The organism is Aliikangiella marina, from assembly GCF_007004765.1.
GTDB lineage: Bacteria > Pseudomonadota > Gammaproteobacteria > Enterobacterales > Kangiellaceae > Aliikangiella > Aliikangiella marina.
The window spans coordinates 217,425-235,132 of sequence record NZ_VIKR01000002.1 but is presented as its reverse complement, the minus strand read 5'-3'; the positions used below and the strand labels follow the sequence as shown (position 1 = coordinate 235,132).

Annotated in this window: 18 protein-coding genes; 1 reads left to right on the top strand and 17 read right to left on the bottom strand. The window is 42.9% G+C overall.

Annotation, left to right across the window (positions count from 1 at the left end; all coding sequences use genetic code 11):
• Positions 1-5 precede the first annotated feature (5 nt).
• The 17 genes from rpsC to FLL45_RS07205 form a co-directional block, all read right to left on the bottom strand.
• Entirely contained in the window at positions 6-698 is a 693-nt protein-coding gene (gene rpsC / locus FLL45_RS07280) for a 30S ribosomal protein S3 (RefSeq protein ID WP_142941374.1), read from the bottom strand.
• Between the two features lie 11 nt (positions 699-709).
• Positions 710-1,042 carry a 50S ribosomal protein L22 gene (gene rplV, locus FLL45_RS07275; RefSeq protein WP_142942230.1) on the bottom strand — a complete coding sequence of 111 codons (333 nt, stop codon included), beginning with the start codon at positions 1,040-1,042 and terminating at the stop codon, positions 710-712.
• A gap of 9 nt (positions 1,043-1,051) precedes the next feature.
• Complete coding sequence (rpsS, locus tag FLL45_RS07270; protein ID WP_142941373.1) at positions 1,052-1,327, bottom strand: 30S ribosomal protein S19; 276 nt, start codon at positions 1,325-1,327, stop codon at positions 1,052-1,054.
• Positions 1,328-1,358: 31 nt separating this feature from the next.
• Positions 1,359-2,186 (bottom strand): 50S ribosomal protein L2, encoded by an 828-nt coding sequence (rplB, locus tag FLL45_RS07265; RefSeq protein ID WP_142941372.1) that lies wholly within the window; start codon positions 2,184-2,186, stop codon positions 1,359-1,361.
• A 16-nt stretch (positions 2,187-2,202) separates the two neighbouring features.
• Entirely contained in the window at positions 2,203-2,496 is a 294-nt protein-coding gene (rplW, locus tag FLL45_RS07260) for a 50S ribosomal protein L23 (protein WP_142941371.1), read from the bottom strand.
• Complete coding sequence (gene rplD, locus FLL45_RS07255; RefSeq protein WP_142941370.1) at positions 2,493-3,110, bottom strand: 50S ribosomal protein L4; 618 nt, start codon at positions 3,108-3,110, stop codon at positions 2,493-2,495. Before rplD ends, rplW begins: the two co-directional genes overlap by 4 nt.
• Before the next feature lie 13 nt (positions 3,111-3,123).
• Positions 3,124-3,756, bottom strand: a complete 633-nt coding sequence (gene rplC / locus FLL45_RS07250; RefSeq protein ID WP_142941369.1) for a 50S ribosomal protein L3 — start codon at positions 3,754-3,756, stop codon at positions 3,124-3,126.
• 110 nt (positions 3,757-3,866) lie between these two features.
• Complete coding sequence (gene rpsJ, locus FLL45_RS07245) at positions 3,867-4,178, bottom strand: 30S ribosomal protein S10 (RefSeq protein WP_142941368.1); 312 nt, start codon at positions 4,176-4,178, stop codon at positions 3,867-3,869.
• Positions 4,179-4,914: 736 nt separating this feature from the next.
• Positions 4,915-5,541 (bottom strand): response regulator transcription factor, encoded by a 627-nt coding sequence (locus tag FLL45_RS07240; protein ID WP_142941367.1) that lies wholly within the window; start codon positions 5,539-5,541, stop codon positions 4,915-4,917.
• Positions 5,542-5,543: 2 nt separating this feature from the next.
• Entirely contained in the window at positions 5,544-6,668 is a 1,125-nt protein-coding gene (locus FLL45_RS07235; RefSeq protein ID WP_142941366.1) for a sensor histidine kinase, read from the bottom strand.
• A gap of 9 nt (positions 6,669-6,677) precedes the next feature.
• Entirely contained in the window at positions 6,678-8,504 is a 1,827-nt protein-coding gene (locus FLL45_RS07230) for an amidohydrolase family protein (protein ID WP_142941365.1), read from the bottom strand.
• A gap of 14 nt (positions 8,505-8,518) precedes the next feature.
• Positions 8,519-9,307 carry an ABC transporter permease gene (locus tag FLL45_RS22735; RefSeq protein WP_185964367.1) on the bottom strand — a complete coding sequence of 263 codons (789 nt, stop codon included), beginning with the start codon at positions 9,305-9,307 and terminating at the stop codon, positions 8,519-8,521.
• A gap of 12 nt (positions 9,308-9,319) precedes the next feature.
• A complete protein-coding gene (locus FLL45_RS22730) occupies positions 9,320-10,240 on the bottom strand; it encodes an ABC transporter ATP-binding protein (protein ID WP_185964366.1) in 921 nt (306 codons plus the stop codon).
• A 231-nt stretch (positions 10,241-10,471) separates the two neighbouring features.
• The gene (locus FLL45_RS07220; RefSeq protein ID WP_142941364.1) at positions 10,472-11,704 is read right to left on the bottom strand and encodes a tetratricopeptide repeat protein; all 1,233 of its coding nucleotides are present in this window, start codon (positions 11,702-11,704) and stop codon (positions 10,472-10,474) included.
• A gap of 104 nt (positions 11,705-11,808) precedes the next feature.
• Positions 11,809-13,044, bottom strand: coding sequence for a tetratricopeptide repeat protein (locus FLL45_RS07215; protein ID WP_142941363.1), 1,236 nt, complete (start codon positions 13,042-13,044; stop codon positions 11,809-11,811).
• Positions 13,045-13,422: 378 nt separating this feature from the next.
• The gene (locus FLL45_RS07210; RefSeq protein WP_142941362.1) at positions 13,423-13,929 is read right to left on the bottom strand and encodes a GNAT family N-acetyltransferase; all 507 of its coding nucleotides are present in this window, start codon (positions 13,927-13,929) and stop codon (positions 13,423-13,425) included.
• Positions 13,930-14,108: 179 nt separating this feature from the next.
• Entirely contained in the window at positions 14,109-14,573 is a 465-nt protein-coding gene (locus FLL45_RS07205) for a DUF4442 domain-containing protein (RefSeq protein WP_142941361.1), read from the bottom strand.
• Between the two features lie 256 nt (positions 14,574-14,829).
• Here FLL45_RS07205 and rapA point away from each other — a divergent pair, with 256 nt between their 5' ends.
• Positions 14,830-17,691, top strand: coding sequence for an RNA polymerase-associated protein RapA (rapA, locus tag FLL45_RS07200; RefSeq protein WP_142941360.1), 2,862 nt, complete (start codon positions 14,830-14,832; stop codon positions 17,689-17,691).
• The last annotated feature ends 17 nt before the right edge of the window (positions 17,692-17,708 follow it).

Sequence of the window (17,708 nt, the reverse complement as noted above, 5' to 3'; positions counted from 1 at the left end):
ATCCCCTACTTTTTCTTAGCTCGGGCAGGCTTTTTCTTTGGCTTCTCTTCAACCGCTACTGCTGGTTGGTCACCAAATACCTCACCTTTGAAAATCCAGACCTTAACACCAATAATTCCGTAAGTAGTGCTTGCTTCTGCAGTGGCATAGTCGATGTCAGCACGTAATGTGTGCAATGGCACTCGACCTTCGCGGTACCATTCAGCACGTGCGATGTCCGCTCCGCCTAAACGACCACTTACTTGAACCTTGATACCTTCCGCGCCAACGCGCATTGTGTTTTGTACTGCGCGCTTCATCGCGCGACGGAACATAACACGACGCTCTAATTGCTGTGCGATACCGTCAGCAACCAATTGGGCATCTAACTCAGGCTTGCGCACTTGCTCAATATTGATTTGAGTTTGAACGCCAGCAAGTTGTGAAACTTTCTTACGTAGTTTCTCAATGTCTTCGCCTTTTTTACCAATCACGATACCTGGACGGGCAGTGTGGATGGTAACGCGCAACGCCTTGGCTGGTCGTTCGATGTCAATTTTAGAAACTGACGCGCGAGACAATTCTTTCATTAACCATTCACGAATCTGAATGTCATTTGCCAAGAAATCCGCATATTCACCGCTCTCTGCATACCATATAGAGCTATGCTTTTTTACGATGCCAAGACGGATACCATTTGGATGTACTTTTTGACCCATGGATCTATCTCCTAGTTATCCGAAACTTTAACGGTGATATGACAAGACCGCTTGAAAATGCGATCCGCTCTACCCTTCGCACGCGTTTTGATACGCTTAAGCGTTGGGCCTTCATCAACAAAAATTGTTGATACTTTAAGTTCATCGATATCTGCACCATCATTATGCTCAGCATTAGCGATAGCAGAATCTAAAACTTTCTTAATCATGTCGGCAGCTTTCTTATTGCTGAACTTCAGCACATTCAAAGCTTTCTCTACCGGCATACCTCTAACTTGATCAGCAACCAAACGAGCTTTCTGAGGAGAGATACGTGCGTGACGTAAAACAGCTTGAGTTTCCATCATTATCTCCTATCGTCTAGCTTTCTTGTCTGCAACATGACCTTTGTAGGTACGAGTTGGAGCGAATTCACCCAACTTGTGACCAACCATGTCTTCGTTAACTAAGACAGGTACATGTTGACGACCGTTATGGACAGCAATAGTCAATCCAACCATTTCCGGAGAAATCATTGATCGACGTGACCAGGTTTTAATCGGCTTTCTGTTATTTGAGGCCACCGCATCTTCAACTTTCTTTAAAAGATGAAGGTCGATAAATGGGCCTTTTTTAAGTGAACGTGGCACGATTTTATCCTCTATGTTCTAGTCTTTAAGACTATTTACGGTTACGGCGACGGACAATTAACTTGTCTGTGCGCTTGTTACTACGAGTCTTTTTGCCCTTAGTTGGTACACCCCATGGAGTTACAGGATGTCTACCACCTGAGGTACGTCCCTCACCACCACCATGTGGATGGTCGACTGGGTTCATAGCAACGCCTCGAACAGTAGGTCGTACACCACGCCATCTTGTTGCACCCGCTTTACCGAGTGAACGTAGCATATGTTCAGCGTTACCAACTTCCCCAACTGTCGCACGACATTCGGCCAATACTTTACGCATTTCGCCAGAGCGTAAACGTAAAGTAACGTATGCGCCGTCACGAGCAACTAGTTGAACGTAAGTCCCTGCACTACGCGCGATTTGAGCACCTTTACCAGGCTTCAATTCAACCGCGTGAACAGTAGTACCTACTGGAATATTTCTCATCGGTAAAGTGTTACCAACTTTAATTGGCGCATCTTCACCTGATTGAATCGCATCACCCGCACGAATGCCTTTTGGAGCAAGAATGTAACGACGCTCACCATCGGCATACAATACTAATGCGATATTTGCACTACGATTTGGATCGTATTCAAGACGCTCAATTTTGGCTGGAATGCCGTCTTTGTTACGCTTGAAATCTACAATTCTGTAGTGTTGCTTGTGACCACCACCAATGTGACGAACTGTAATTCGACCATTGTTGTTACGACCACCGCTTTTTGATTTTTTGTCCAACAAAGGCGCATGTGGAGCACCTTTATGCAGGTCAGGATTAACTACCTTAACGACGAAGCGACGTCCTGCAGAAGTTGGTTTAGCTTTCATTAGAGCCATCTTAATACCCCTTCGCTTACTCGGCGCCTACAAAATCGATGTCCTGCCCTTCTTGCAGAGACACGTAGGCTTTTTTCCAATCGGAACGACGTCCAGAAATCATACCGGTACGCTTAGTTTTACCTTTAGCAACAGCAGTAGTCACTTTTTCGACTTTAACCTCGAACATCGCTTCTACAGCTTTCTTGATTTCCAACTTTGTCGCGTTTTTAGCAACTTTAAAAACAAACTCGCCTTTATCAGCAGCGATACTTGCTTTTTCAGAAATATGCGGAGCAAGTAAGATGCTCATGATTCTTTCTTGGTTCATCCCCACATCTCCTCGAATTTTTTCACAGCGTCAACTGTCATGATGACTTTGTCGAAAGCGATAAGACTAACTGGATCGCATCCGTTAACATCACGAACGTCAACTTTGTGTAGGTTACGTGCTGCTAAGTAAAGATTCTCTTCAACTTCAGTAGACACGATAAGCGCGTCAGTTAAACCGTACTCAGCTAGCTTAGCAACCAAACCTTTAGTTTTTGGTGCATCAACGTTGAATGAATCAACAACAAGTAAACGATCTTGACGAATCAGTTCAGAAAGAATGCATTGCATCGCACCGCGATACATTTTGCGATTAACTTTCTGTGAGTGATCTTGTGGACGAGCAGCGAAAGTTACGCCACCAGTACGCCAGATTGGGCTTCGGATTGTACCAGCACGTGCTCGACCAGTACCTTTTTGACGCCAAGGCTTAGCTCCGCCACCACTCACATCACTGCGAGTCTTTTGAGCGCGAGTACCAGCACGAGCGCCAGCCATGTATGCAACAACAACTTGGTGAACCAAAGCTTCGTTGAATTCACGGCCGAAAGTTACATCAGAAACTTCCAATGCAGAACCTTTCTTTTCGCCAGTTACAGCTAAATTAATTTCCATTCTCTATTCTCCCCTAAACCTTAACTGCTGGACGAACAATTACGTCGCCACCAGTAGCACCAGGTACAGCGCCTTTAATTAGAAGAATATTGCGCTCAGCGTCAACGCGAACTACAGAAAGATTTTGTGTAGTTGTGCGCTCAGCACCCATGTGACCAGACATTTTCTTACCTTTGAAAACTTTACCTGGCGATTGGTTCTGACCGATAGAACCATTTGCACGGTGAGCCAATGAGTTACCGTGAGTCATATCTTGCGTGCGGAAATTCCAGCGCTTGATACCACCTTGGAAACCTTTACCTTTCGAAGTACCAGTCACATCAACGATTTGACCTGCTTCAAAGATATCAACTTTGATTTCACCACCAGCTTCAAAACCTTCAAGCGAATCTGTAGCGAATTCCCACAGACCACGGCCAGCTTCAACACCAGCTTTCTTAAAGTGACCTGCTTCTGGCTTAGTTACGCGATTTGATTTGCGCTCGCCTGCAGTCACTTGGATCGCTTGATAACCGTCGTTTTCTTCAGTTTTAACCTGAGTAATTCGATTAGGCGTTACTTCAATGACAGTAACCGGTGTTGATACACCGTTCTCATCGAACACTCGGGTCATGCCGCATTTGCGACCAACGATTCCGATTGCCATTTTAAAAACCCTCTAAAAACGTTACATGTTTAACTATGTAACAAACTCTTTGTGTCAACCTCAGCAGTTTAACTCGCTGAAACCAACCTTAAATCGATTCTCAAATTACCTTATGAAAGGCTAATTTGAACATCAACACCCGCAGCCAAATCCAGCTTCATTAACGCATCTACTGTCTTTTCTGTAGGCTCTTCAATATCTACCATTCGCTTGTGAGTTCTAATTTCATATTGATCTCGCGCGTCTTTGTTTACGTGCGGAGAGATCAGAACCGTGTAACGCTCTTTGCGTGTCGGTAATGGAATTGGACCACGAACTTGTGCACCGGTACGCTTAGCTGTGTTAACGATCTCTGCAGTTGATAAATCAATCAACTTGTGATCAAACGACTTTAAGCGGATTCGGATTCGCTGCTTAGCCATGCAAAGAATCTCCAAAGTTAAAAATTAAACATATAAAACCCGCCCCTCCTAACCTTTCTCAGGAGTGCGGTTTAAATTCTTTTCGACCAAAATTAGGTCGGTTGTAGTGGCTGGTGCTTGTGCCCGCCGCTAAATCTCTTAAATTTAGTGCCATTAAGAGACCCTATTGGCCTGAATGCTATTGACTCGGCTCAATTCGGGAGCGGCATTATAATGAAAAGGTATGCTGAATACAACTGTAATTGGGATTTATTAGAGAAATTTTAAGATTTATTGAAAAACGCCATAAAAAAATTGCTTTTAATCGAATCCCAGCCTTCAAAAAACCACCTTAAGCAGTTGATATATATAATAATTTTTCAAAAAACTAAAGTTCGGGTCCAGCGTCAGCTAGACTCAATTAATCATCTAGATCTTCACCACAAACTAGATTCAAAATAGGCGAAAAGTAGCTCAAGATGCAAAAATATTACTTAAATTGGACACAAAGCCACTCATTACGGCCTTCCGATGCTCGCGAATCAAGATATTAACGGGTTCCAAACTGTAATCATTTAAATAAAGCCCCACGGTTTTTTCTCTCACTAGGATTTTCTCAAACTTACCTTCCCCAAAAGAACAACCTAAAAGGCTATTGGCGATAGCCGTCTATGGCATGCGTTATCGCAACTAACGCTCGCAAGCGATGCCCTTTAACTTGTTCTTCTCGAATAGATTGACCAAAAACTAGCGCCCCCTACAACCAACCATTTTGGTGGGCTATTCGGGCAGCTTCTATACGATTCTTGGCATTTAACTTACTTGCAGCCGACGAGAGATAGTTTCGCACAGTCCCAGCCGACAAATGTAATTTATCGGCAATTTGCTCGGTAGTATCTCCCTGATTTGCCAAACGCAGCGCTTGGCGCTCTTTATTTGTCAATGGATCCATCTCAATCCAGGCATCTTGCATTAGCTCGGGTGATATTGAACGGCCGCCCTTGGCCACTTTTCTAATTGCAGTCAATAATTCATCGGAAGGCGAATCTTTTAAGAGGTAACCTTTTACCCCAGCGTCCATGGCTCTGCGTAGATACCCCGCGCGAGAAAAAGTCGTTAGTATGATCACTTTGGTTGGCCAACCTTGCTCTCTAATCGCTTGCGCTAACTCGATACCAGTGAGCTTAGGCATTTCGATGTCAGTCACCACGATATCGACTTGCTTGTGCGAGGAAGCTGCCAAGTTGCTTTCCTTGAGGTAAGCCAGCGCTCTTGCACCATCGCTTGCTCGCTCGACAACTTCAATGTCGTCCTCCAAGTCTAAAAGCGTGGCGAGCGTGCTTAATAGCATCGCTTGATCTTCTGCAATTAAAAGTCGAATCATTACTACTTACCAGATACTTCAAGTGGAACTTTCAACTGAAAACAAGCGCCCGAATCAGAGCTGACCGAGAAAACACCCGACAGTTTAGCGACTCGCTCTTGAATACCCGTTAAGCCAAATCCTTTTGTCGCATGTTTGCTGTCAAACTCTTGATGCAGGCCTTTACCATTATCCCGGACGATCATCACGAGATCTCCTGATTGTTGATAAATCTCTGCGCTAACTTTATCGGCGCCCGAGTGTTTTAAAACGTTGGTCACTAATTCTTTTAAGACGATTGCAAGCTCTTTATTGGTCGCATCATCGAGCTCAAATTCATCAAGTGAGTATTGAAACTGAATATCATTACTCTCTAACACATACTTAGCGTGAGCTAACTCAGTATTTAAGTCACTCGTGCGATAACCCGTTACAACTTCACGCACCTGTTTCAAAGCATCACGAGAAATGTTTTCGAGTTCTTTTATTTCATCTTTAGCTTTTTGATTATCCTTATTGATTAATTTCCCAGCAAGCTCTGCCTTCAGGGTAATCACAGAAAAAGTATGCCCAATGAGATCATGCAAGTCTCTGGCTATTCGTTCTCTCTCGGCTGTTTTCGCTAATGTTCGGATCTCTTCTCGCGAAAGCTTGAGTTCCTTTTTCTTTTTATCCATTTCAAATTGGTAGATATTAATCCCCCCAATCATCCACATAAAACCAATTGCTGGTATGTAAAAAAACGCAGACAAATCGAAAAGCCAACTCAAGAAGACAACCCAGACAGCCATAATCGCTAGTGCAAAAACCGCTTTCTTGGCTTTTCCCAAACGACAACAAAATGCACCAGCAAATACAAAAAACACACTTGCACCTGGCGTTATGTACCCAAGAACAGAACCTATTGCCGCAATCGCAAGAATATCCCATGCCACCGTTTGCGAATTTGCCCAGTAAGCATGGAAATAAAAATAAAGAAACGCTAAAGTCCCAACAATGGCAAGTTCAGTACCATAATTGCTACGCTGAAAGTTATAGAGACTGACAAAAAAAATGGCCAAATAAACTAACCAAACGTAAGCGGCGTATCGCATTTCTTCTTGTGGTGGTAAAAGAAACGCATCGATTTTTTTTAATAAATTAACCATTCATCTCTGCTACTTTTCAAACTTTAAATTATCAAGACCGAATTCAAAGTCGCCGAACGGTGTGGTTGCTACTATGGAAATATTAACAACTTGGCGAATATCAATTTCTTCAAATTCCGCAAGTGGTATTTTATAAGTTTTCCATTCACGTGAAATCTTTAATTGATGTACCGCTGGCGTGAAACTGCCTGTCTGGAATAGTAACACAGATAGCGGTTGTGCATGAGCTTCCCCTTTGGCATCAAAAACCAAATAGGCCAGTTCGCTTAAGTTTGCTCCTTCACTAAAACTTTTTCCGGGTACAAATGTGATCCCACTCCAAGGGTATGAGAAGCCCTTATTGACTTGTCCAGTAACTTTTAAATAGCGATTCTGACCATCCCTCATTGCCAGCTGTTTTGTTACGGCCGACTTGCCTCCTGCCAGCTGATCGGTCGATTCAGAAATTCCAGCGCCGACACTTGTCAATTCGTCACTTTCTTCAAAACGGCTTATTTCACCTGCCGCCAACGGAGGTTCAAACCGCTGGTCTAAATCATAAACTTTTCTCTGATGATAGACCCCATTTTTCCATATAGCTTCAATATTTAGCGAGTCTGCAATATTGCTAAGCGGATCTCCACCAATCAGAACCATCGATGCTAACGCACCAGGTTGCAACGTTCCGCGAGAACCCACAGGAAAAACTCGACTTACCGCACCGGTGGCAGCATGTAACGCCTGCTCTGGTGTTAAGCCGGACTCTACGAGCCAAGCCAACTCATCGTGCAGGCTGACTCCATGAGTGGTTCCTGGGTTAGGCGCATCGCTACCCGCTAAAACCACAATGCCGGCCTTGTGTAATTTTAAAACCGTCCGCTGAGAGTTGCGAAATGCCGATTGAGGGATACCAAAATTCGCAAAGTTAACATTCAACTGTTGGGTTTGCATCGGCGACATAAATGCTTTCATTGCTGAAACTTCAGCCAAATCCTTACCACGACTATGACCACTTATTGAGGCTTGCACCGCGAAAGTCGGAATGATAAAAGCTTCAGCTTGTTTCATTAGTTCGATCAGCTCATCGTCTGCAACCGTATCCATGAAGCTATGAATAATTCCACTAGCCCCCGCAGCTATCGCATGTTTCGCCGAGATTAGATTATCAACGTGAACAACTAGCATCTTGTTTTGTCGACTTGATTCCTTTGCTAACGCTTCAAGTATTTCTAAACTGATGGAGGGAAAATGTTGTCGCTTAGCTTGTTTCGCATTGTAAACCGCCTTGATGTAATCAGCACCATCGTTCACTCTGTTGTTTACAAAATCAGCCACTTGATCAACCGATGATAGAACTGGAATTTCCATTCCATACTCAGTTCCATGACCGCCCGGTGCAGTGGCTAATATTGTCGCAGAGAACAGATCCGCTTGTTGTGTATTGTCGATACGAGTGCGAGAGATTAAGTGAGGTTTCGCTGACTCGGGTGACGTAAACATATCTAACTCGGTCGTTACACCAAAATTTAATGCCTGTGAAAGCGCTCCCCCCCAAACATGGGTGTGAGCATCTATAAGACCTGGTACTAACGCTTTTCCTGCTGCGTTATAAACTGGATAATCACTTGGGTTATCAATTGATGGTGCAATTTTTATAACTCGATTATTTTCTACAAGAATGCTGCTACTTTTATGCATTTCAAATCCATCATAAATATTGGCGTTGCTGATTATGAAGCTCGCATTGAGAGTTTGGAATACGTCACTTTTTTTGTTATCGACTTGCTCTTCAGGCTCCGGTAACCACCAGAAAAAAACGAACAGAAGAATGAATATAATAAATATCTTAGCTTTCATCTTATCGTCTCCTATTATTGCTTATCTTTTTTATAGTAAGCTTTTGCCGCTAGAGTCATAAATACTGCGAAGTAGGCCAGCATTACAGCAAGGTGTATCCAGATATTTGCACCAACATCCATATCGATGACCTTTAAACTTAATTGCGCAAAATGATAGGCGGGTAATAAGTTAGCGGCATCCTGCATTAGTTGCGGAAAGAAATTGATTGGCATCCACAGCCCTGATAAAAAACCCATGGGTAAATAAATAAGGTTGACGACAGCCGGTGCACTATTCGATTTACAATACAACCCTAAAGCGAGGCCGATTGCACAAAAAGGCAGGCTTCCGATTATCAATACCCCTGCGAGTAATAACCATTGAGTCGTATATAGACGAACCCCGCCAAAGATCGCACCCAATGCAAATAATAAGGCTATCACGACTAAAGAGAAAACAATGGTCACGCTGATTCGACTAATGATATAGGCGCTCGCCGGCATCGGCGAAGCTTCCTTGATGTCAAACCAACCTTGCCCTCTTTCAACGGCAATACCCACGCCAAAAGAAAATAGCGCCGGTCCAATAACGCCAAAAGCGCTATAAGTTGCCAATAAGTATGTTGGCATCGTCGCAGGATTCATGGAGAAAATGACACCAAAAAAAAGATAAAACATCATTGGAAATAATAATGTCGGTAAGTAAAAGCCAGGGGTTCTGAAAAGTCGAAGTAATTCAGACTTTGACTCCATCAGATAGATATTAATAATTGACGGTTGCTTCGTGTTAATATCGTCCGCAGTTAGCACTAAGTTATCCATTTTAGAACTCCTTTATTGTTGAACTGAGTTATTTTGCTCACGGTTAAGTTGTAAAAAAGCTTCCTCTAATCCCGCGCTCGTTACGGTTAACTGTTCAACCGTCTTTGTTTTGTTGAAAAGATGCTGAAGCGTCGCGCTTGCGTTCGACGACTGTAATTCAAAAAAATGCTTGTCTTGGGTTGCTCGTTTAACGGAATTGAGTGTCGCTAATACAGCAATATCCACTTCGGCTGTAAAACGGATTTTTTGAGTATTCACTTGCGCCTTTATTTGCTCCGGCGAACCCTCTTGAATGATTCGTCCTTGATTAAGCATGACTATTCGATCGGAAAGAAAATCAGCTTCTTCTAAATAATGGGTTGTTAAAATAATACTCGTGCCCTGAGCCTTTAAGTCTTGAATGGCTTTCCACAATGCATGCCGTGCTTCGACATCCATTCCGACTGTTGGCTCGTCTAAAAATAGCAACTTCGGATTCCCACAGATCGCAAGTGCAAATAATACTCTTTGCTTTTGTCCTCCCGATAATCCCTTGGTGAGTTTCGACTCAATTTCAGATAGGCCAGCATACTCAATAACTTTTTGGTAACTCATCGGAGCGCCATAATAACTTTGAAATAGATGAATATGCTCTTTGACTGTCAATGTTTCTGGTAAATCAGCAACTTGCAGCATCGCGCCACAAAGACGCTTAAGCGCCAAGCTACCGGGCTTGAGGCCAAACACATTGATCGAACCATTCGCAAAGCTCAATCGACCGAGCATTAGATTAATCAGCGTTGTTTTTCCGGCGCCATTAGGGCCGAGTATTGAGAGAATTTCACCACGATTGAGGTTGAGGTTGAGGTTAATATTATCTAATGCGACAAAATCACCGTAGGTTTTAGCAACATTTTCTATCGCAGCGATGGTATTACACGTAGGAATGCCCATTTCAATGTCCTGTTGTCATGAATCACAGGTCCATTGTGGATTAATTGGCTAGCGGAGATAATTGTCTTCTGTCACCAATGCCAGGTGACATTTGTCATATTTTTATGTGGGAGTTTAGTCCACGCGCTCGACTTTTTGCTGGACAGCGCGAACGGCAGGCTTCATCGATTACTTCAAAGCATATCGTTTATGTTCTTATTTTATCGACATTAGCTACCCGAGAACAGGTTATCAATTGCCGCCATCAACGTAGCTTCCCAAAGCAAACAGCTTGGCTCGATACAGGTTTTTGGTGTCATCTTCAAAGGCTCGCTCAAGCGCTTTTTGTAGATGTTTTTCCGCTCTTGAGTAATTGCCTTCGAGAAACTCAATCTTGCTCACACCAAAATAGCCGTCGTGAAGATAAGGCGCTAATTCAATAACCTTTCGGTAGTAGAGCTTGGCTTGAGAACGATCGCCAAAGTTAAACTCTCGATCCGCGAGTTCTAACCAATCAAATGGATTAGGCTGATCGATTTTAGTGATCTCATACTTGATTTCTTTAGCTTCAGCATAGCGTTTGTGTCTTAACAAAAACTTATGATAGTTACTTAAAATTTCTAACTTTTCATCGGTTTTTTCAATACCATATCGATAAAGCTTTTCAGCATCCTCAGCAAAGCCCATTCGATCATAAACAAGTGCTAAAATATTGGTTGAATGTGCATTATCATCATCATACTTTAACGACTCCACAATATACCAATAAGCATTGACTAACTCTTCGTCTGCGAGTGCGTCGCCCGCTAAATTTCGGTAGAACATTGAGATAAACTCGTATTCACTGACTCTTCGTTTTACGCGAGCGCCCCTGGTAGGAAAATAGTCGAGTTTAACTACCGGTTGAAACATAAACACGGTCGATATTTTCTGTTGATCGGATGGTCGATACAATATGCTTCTAACGTGCTGCGAACTCGTCACGACCCTTCCCTTTCGTTGATAAATGGGAGGCGCCTGCATCAATTCGTAACCGACTTCAATATCGGCAACCCGCGTCAGGGCGGTAGTTAAGATGCCGAGCGTCAAACAATTGCCGCGTTTTTGCTCAAGCGAATCTGTCGCAATCAGCGTATCTGAGTGGAAATTAAAACCATCAATATATTGTTTAATAAACTTAACAACTCGGCGATGGCCATATAGATTAGCTTGATACGGCGAGTGATAAAACTTTAAGAACCGTTCTTCTTGTTCTGGCGTTAATTTAAAAAGTTCATCGGGAGTTACCATTTCTGGTCTTTCCCCAAAGATAGGGTAGTAAGCGATCGGAGCATTTTGGGGAGTGCTGTCCTGCGATTCGACAAGATTTTTCTGACTCGTACTCGCGCAGGCAGTGATCAAAACAGCCGCAGATAAAACCAATATTTTTTTGCCACGAGCGACGCAGCTTTCGAACAACGCTGCTTTAACTTGTTTGAATAACATGGTATTACACCTCACGTTAAGTCGACCCTTTTTTAGGTTTCCCACTACTCCTTATGATAGCTCCTTAGTAAATTTATTTTTGTTGATTTTAGCGTATCCAATCGTCAGTCAACCTCATAACCTATCAAAGCCGACATCTTAGCTTCGTATAAGCTACGAGTTTCGGGTTCGAAAGTTCGCTCAATCGCATTATTCAAATAACGTCGTGCTTTATTATGATGCCCACGAGCAAAAGCGACTCGACTAAGCCCAGAGTAACCATGATGAAGATAAGGCGCGACATCAATCATTTTTTGGTAATATTTTTCTGCATTGTTGAGTTGACCTTTAGCAAGTGCCTCCTCAGCTAACTCTAGCCAATCGAATGGATTTTGGTCTTCAAGGCCACCAATTTGATTCTCCAAGGCTTTTGCTTCATCAATCCTTTTTTCGGACACTAGAAAATTCCGATAATTGGTTAACAAGTCAAGCTTGTCTTGAGAATGTCTAATCCCATAACTATATATTTTTTCGGCATCAGCCTTGTAACCTGCTCGTTCATAAACGAGCGCTAAAATGTTGATGGTATGAGGGTTGTCAGGTGCATAATCTAAAGACTCAATGGCAAACCAAAACGCTGCTTGGTAGTTCTCGGCTACGATGGCTTCCGCCGCTTTGTTTCGGAAATACATTGAGACAAATTCAGTTTCTTTCACTTTGCGTTTTACGTGCCCCGAATCAATAGGAAAGTAATCAACGCGAATCACCGGCTGAAAAATTAACTCATAACTCATCTCTTCAGATGTCAAAGGTTGATGAAGTACGCTTCGAATGTGCTCTGAACTGAGTATCGTATTGCCTTGCTTTTCAAACACTGGCGTGGAATGCATCAATTCATAACCAACCTCTACTCGTGCAAGCCTCGACACTGCAGTCGTCAAAATGGCCAGCGACAAACAATTGCCTTCTTTCAGCGTAGCGGATTCGGAAGCAGAAAATGTTTTGCTATGATAATTAAATCCTTCAATAAATTTGTCGATGTATTCGGCTACCACTCGATTTGAGAGCGAGTCTTTATTCGCTGGTGAGTTTCGAAATCGATTGAAATCTCTTTGTTGTGCTCGAGTCAGTGTGAAGATTTCGTCGTAACTAATAAGTTGCGGCTTTTCACCGAACTCGTCGTAAAAAACGACAGGAATTTGCTCTTGAATATATTGCGTTTCGGTAGTTTGAGTGGTCGCGCAACCAGCGATAAGCAACGTTGCCGAAATGAACGTAGCGGTACCAAAACCAATTCGTTGTGTAAAACAGGCTTTAGCTATCACTTTTAGTTTATTGAAGACTTGCTGCGGATATATCATTCGCACTCCAATTTACGTCAATATTCAAACTTCTGTCATTTCAGTTTACGCTTTGTGAAACCAAGAGACAATTAAAATATCTACATAACTGGATATGGGCTAACTATTTGATTCACAATTACAATTTATTAAGTCCTTAAAAACTATGCGGTTTTTATAATTAGCCTCGAATTAAAACGAATTTTGTAACATTCAGACAAATATATTCGTAAACTTTAACTACGGCGAGCATAGCTCAAGAACATTGGCCGGAAAGGTTAATCATGGCGAGATGCTTTAACTTTTAACTTTTAATTTTTATTTCTATTTTTTTGATTTTGATTTTGATTTTGCGTACAAAGCTACCTCAAATTATCATAAGCATAATGACAAGTGAGCTTACTTGGGGATAAACAATCGGCTCTGCTCTTGATACCCTGGGAGATCGACAATTTTGTCGTACTTAAGTCCAATTTTTTCAAGTACTCGCATCGAGCCACGATTATCAATATTGGTGATGCCAAGAACTCTATCGATACTCAGTTCATCCCGCGCGAATTCCAGGACCGCTTTTGCAGATTCAGATGCAAACCCCAGTCCCCAGTACTCTGGGAGAAAAGCAAATCCAACATCCGGCTCGACAAAAAAATCGCGTTTGACCAATCCACACATTCCGACCGGCACCGATTTCAATTTCAACTCAGCCATGTAAAGGCCATAGCCATTCTCTTGATAGCTCTTCATTGGGCCATTGAGGATATAATCTTCTGCGTCTTGCAAATTGTGGACATTTTTGTCGCCGATATTTTCTAACCAGGAGGGCTCATTCACGAGATTCAAAACAAAAGCAGCATCATCCAAGGTGAAATCTCTGAGAATCAAACGATCAGTTTCTATCAAAGCCACGAAAATCTCCTTTTGCTGAAAGTAAGTGAATAACGTCTCGCCGCAAGCTAAGCCAGATAACTCGCGACCGGCATCATTTTTAAGTCGACGCCTTATTTAAGCATAGCACTGAAAAAAGACTTATCACGCGGCAAATGGATTATTTTGAGCCTAACTAGCACCAGGGCGTTTGCACCAATTTACCGCTCGTTCTTTTCCGGTTTCTTTTTAATATACAAGACCTTAGTCACCCTTGCTATCAAATTACCAGCTCCATCTTTGATTTCTATGGTAAATTCCGGGAGATATTTCTCACCCCTTTGGGTCTTTTCTTTGATGTCTGAGATAATTAAATCAGTAATACTAATTTCGGCATAAACTGTGGTTTTTGCTGGAGCGATGTAATCGACAGTGGCACTTTTGTCCCAAACATAATAATTCTTGCCAAGAATGTTCATTAACATCAGCATTATTTGTGGGTCGACCATCGAGTATAAACTACCGCCAAAATGCGTTCCCACCGCATTTCGGTTGTACCACCGAAGCTTCATTGCGACCTTAACATAGCGCCAGTCATCAGCTAATTCGACTATTTTGACGCCTGCACCGAGGTAAGGGGGATAAACGTTGAGCAAAAACTTAAGTTTTTTGGGGGTTAAGTACATAGATTTTCCGATAAAAAAATTAAATCATCCGCCAACACTGGAAGACGCCACACCAAAGAGGTCATACCAGTATGCAAATATTTATATTATGCTAAATCATGGTTAAAAAAAAGCCGAATAGCCGTGATTTAGCTATGAGCGCCTGCTATAATCCGCGCCTTTTTAAAATTCTCCTATACTTAGCGAAAATCTGACTGAACTGCGCCAGTCAAACCAAACTGGTTGTTAATAGTCATGATGCAAAAGTTGAATCTTTATGAATGATTTTGCAGAAGGCCAACGTTGGCTGAGTGAAAACGAAACCGAACTCGGATTAGGCATGGTTCAATCGGTTGATCACCGTCTTGTCACCATATTTTTCCCAGCGACTGAATCCGAACGGACTTATGCCAAAAATAATGCTCCTTTGTCTCGTGTGAGTTTTCAAGTCGGCGATCAAATCGAAACGGCCCACGGCGAGATACTGATCGTCAAAAGCGTCGAGCAACTTAATGACATTTTGGTTTACATGGCACAGATGCCAGGCGAAGGCGATGATATGGTGCCAGTACCCGAAACCCAATTGAGTCACCATCTGCAACTTAACAAAGCTTCTGATCGTTTATTTTCTGGACAAGTCGACTCACTCAGGTGGTTTGAATTACGTTATTCAGCCATGAAAGCCAAAGAGCAGCAACAACGTTGTGAAGTTAATGGCCTGCAAGGACCAAGAATCGATCTTATCGGCCATCAACTATACATCGCTTCTGAAGTCGGCAATCGTTACGCGCCAAGAGTATTACTCGCCGACGAAGTGGGCCTGGGTAAAACCATTGAAGCCGGGATGATAATTCATCAGCAATTAATCAACCATCGGGCAAGTCGGGTATTAATTGTGGTACCACAGCCGTTAGTTAACCAATGGTTTGTTGAAATGATTAGGCGCTTTAATTTGCATTTCAGCATTTTCGACCAGGCACGGGTCGACTCGCTAACCGATCTTGACGATTTAGCGCTTGATGAATCGATAGATATAGAACAGATCGAAATTGAAAACCCCTTTCTTTCAGAGCAATTAGTGCTCTGTAGCAGCGAGTTTCTGGCGCAATGCGATCTAGACCAAATTTCACAAGGTGAGTGGGACCTGTTAGTTATCGATGAAGCACATCACCTAGAGTGGCAGCCAGGTAACCCCAGTAACGAGTACCTGCGAGTCGAAACCATTGCTAACCAAACGCCAGGACTCTTATTATTGTCTGCAACCCCTGAGCAATTAGGCCAGGAAAGTCACTTTGCTCGTCTGCGACTTCTCGACCCTGACCGATTCCATAATCTCCAGGACTTCGTGGAAGAGCAAAAAGCTTATCAACCCATCGCAGAACTTCTCGAGACGATAACTGATTCCGACAAGTGGGATGACACGTTAAAAGCTCAGGTTGCCAACTACATCGACGATGTCGAAATTGACGAAACCAATCGTTCGCAGATTATCAAAGAGTTACTCGATCGTAATGGCACCGGTAGAGTGCTCTATCGAAACACGCGAAAAAATATTGCCGGCTTTCCTCAAAGAAAAGTTTTTCCTCACCCGGTGGAAGCTTGCGAAGAATATCAGTATGAAATAGCTGAACATCTAGACGAAACTGTCGCCGCGATGCTTCATCCAGAAACTCAAATGCATGACGAATCGTGGACTTTATTCGATACCCGTGTTGACTGGTTAAAAAATTTCTTAAAAGAAAACAGAAATGAAAAAGTACTGATAATCTGTGCCCATAAAGATACCGCCATCGCCTTAGATTTGCATTGCCGATTTAAACTGGGAATCAACTGCTGTACATTCCATGAAGATATGGACATCATCAGCCGCGACCGGGCAGCGGCACATTTTGCCGATATGGAAGAAGGCGCACAGGCACTGATTTGTAGCGAGATTGGGAGTGAAGGACGCAACTTTCAATTTAGTCATAAGCTTGTGTTAATGGACCTACCCGCCAACCCTGATTTGCTCGAACAACGTATTGGTCGACTGGATCGCATCGGCCAACAAAACGATATCGAAATTCATGTTCCTTTCATGCAAAATTCAGCTCAAGAGGTGATATTTAATTGGTATCACATGGGTATGAATGCATTTGAGAAAACCAACGCCGCTGGCTCGGAAATATTCAAACGAACTCATGCCCAGTTGTTTGATGCAATATTAGAATACGATGACTCGCAACATCAAAAAGCGTTAATTGAGTCGACTCGAACGATTGCTAAAGAAGTCAACAAGGCTATGGAAAGTGGTCGAGATAAACTGCTTGAACTCGCTTCATTTAATCAAAGTAAAGCCGATGAACTAATTGAACGTGTCGCAGAGCGAGACAGCTTAGCGCCGAGAAACTTTATGGAGTCGTGTTGGGATCGTTTTGGCGTTCAATTTGAGGATCACTCTGCGCAAAGCTATGTCATCCGACCTGGTGATCATATGTTTATTGGCGCGTTTCCAGGTTTAGCAGAAGATGGCATGACGGTTACCTATGACCGAAGCACAGCCTTGGCACGTGATGATATGCACTTTTTAAGCTGGGAGCACCCGATGGTAAACGGGGCTATTGAACTGGTGCTATCTGAGGACAAAGGTAATGCTAGCGTGTGTATTTTGAAAAATAAAGCGATTAAAGCCGGTACGTTACTGATGGAAGTCTTGTATCATATCGAACCTATCGCGCCCAAATATCTGCAAGCTCAACGCTTCCTGCCGTTCACGTCTATTCGCGTACTTACCGATATCAATGGCAATGATTTGGCTGACAAAGTTAATCATGAGAACTTGAGTAAACAGTGTCACAAGATTCCCAAAAATACCTCTCGCCAGCTGCTGAAAAGTGAAGAAAAAACTTTCCGGAAAATGCTCAAGCTTGCTGATAAAAAAGCAGAAGTAAAAGCACAAGCGGTTCTCGCTAATGTCGTTGATAATATGCAAGCTTCTCAAAAGCAGGAACTCAACCGATTGGTTTCACTTCGAAAGAAAAATCCAAATATCCGAGAGGCGGAGATCGACTTCATCAAAAATCAAACTGATAAGCTCACCACTCATTTATCAGATACTCAGCTTCAATTGGAAGCCATTCGAGTAATAGTTGCCGTTTAAGAGAGGCTGCTTTATCG

Excerpts from the sequence above, each read along its gene's own strand:
- rpsC (WP_142941374.1), bottom strand. The coding sequence starts at position 698 with ATGGGTCAAAAAGTACATCCAAATGGTATCCGTCTTGGCATCGTAAAA.
- rplV (WP_142942230.1), bottom strand. The coding sequence starts at position 1,042 with ATGGAAACTCAAGCTGTTTTACGTCACGCACGTATCTCTCCTCAGAAA.
- rplB (WP_142941372.1), bottom strand. The coding sequence starts at position 2,186 with ATGGCTCTAATGAAAGCTAAACCAACTTCTGCAGGACGTCGCTTCGTC.
- rplW (WP_142941371.1), bottom strand. The coding sequence starts at position 2,496 with ATGAACCAAGAAAGAATCATGAGCATCTTACTTGCTCCGCATATTTCT.
- rplD (WP_142941370.1), bottom strand. The coding sequence starts at position 3,110 with ATGGAAATTAATTTAGCTGTAACTGGCGAAAAGAAAGGTTCTGCATTG.
- rplC (WP_142941369.1), bottom strand. The coding sequence starts at position 3,756 with ATGGCAATCGGAATCGTTGGTCGCAAATGCGGCATGACCCGAGTGTTC.
- rpsJ (WP_142941368.1), bottom strand. The coding sequence starts at position 4,178 with ATGGCTAAGCAGCGAATCCGAATCCGCTTAAAGTCGTTTGATCACAAG.
- FLL45_RS07240 (WP_142941367.1), bottom strand. The coding sequence starts at position 5,541 with ATGATTCGACTTTTAATTGCAGAAGATCAAGCGATGCTATTAAGCACG.
- FLL45_RS07235 (WP_142941366.1), bottom strand. The coding sequence starts at position 6,668 with ATGGTTAATTTATTAAAAAAAATCGATGCGTTTCTTTTACCACCACAA.
- FLL45_RS07230 (WP_142941365.1), bottom strand. The coding sequence starts at position 8,504 with ATGAAAGCTAAGATATTTATTATATTCATTCTTCTGTTCGTTTTTTTC.
- FLL45_RS22735 (WP_185964367.1), bottom strand. The coding sequence starts at position 9,307 with ATGGATAACTTAGTGCTAACTGCGGACGATATTAACACGAAGCAACCG.
- FLL45_RS22730 (WP_185964366.1), bottom strand. The coding sequence starts at position 10,240 with ATGGGCATTCCTACGTGTAATACCATCGCTGCGATAGAAAATGTTGCT.
- FLL45_RS07220 (WP_142941364.1), bottom strand. The coding sequence starts at position 11,704 with ATGTTATTCAAACAAGTTAAAGCAGCGTTGTTCGAAAGCTGCGTCGCT.
- FLL45_RS07215 (WP_142941363.1), bottom strand. The coding sequence starts at position 13,044 with ATGATATATCCGCAGCAAGTCTTCAATAAACTAAAAGTGATAGCTAAA.
- FLL45_RS07205 (WP_142941361.1), bottom strand. The coding sequence starts at position 14,573 with ATGTACTTAACCCCCAAAAAACTTAAGTTTTTGCTCAACGTTTATCCC.
- rapA (WP_142941360.1), top strand. The coding sequence starts at position 14,830 with ATGAATGATTTTGCAGAAGGCCAACGTTGGCTGAGTGAAAACGAAACC.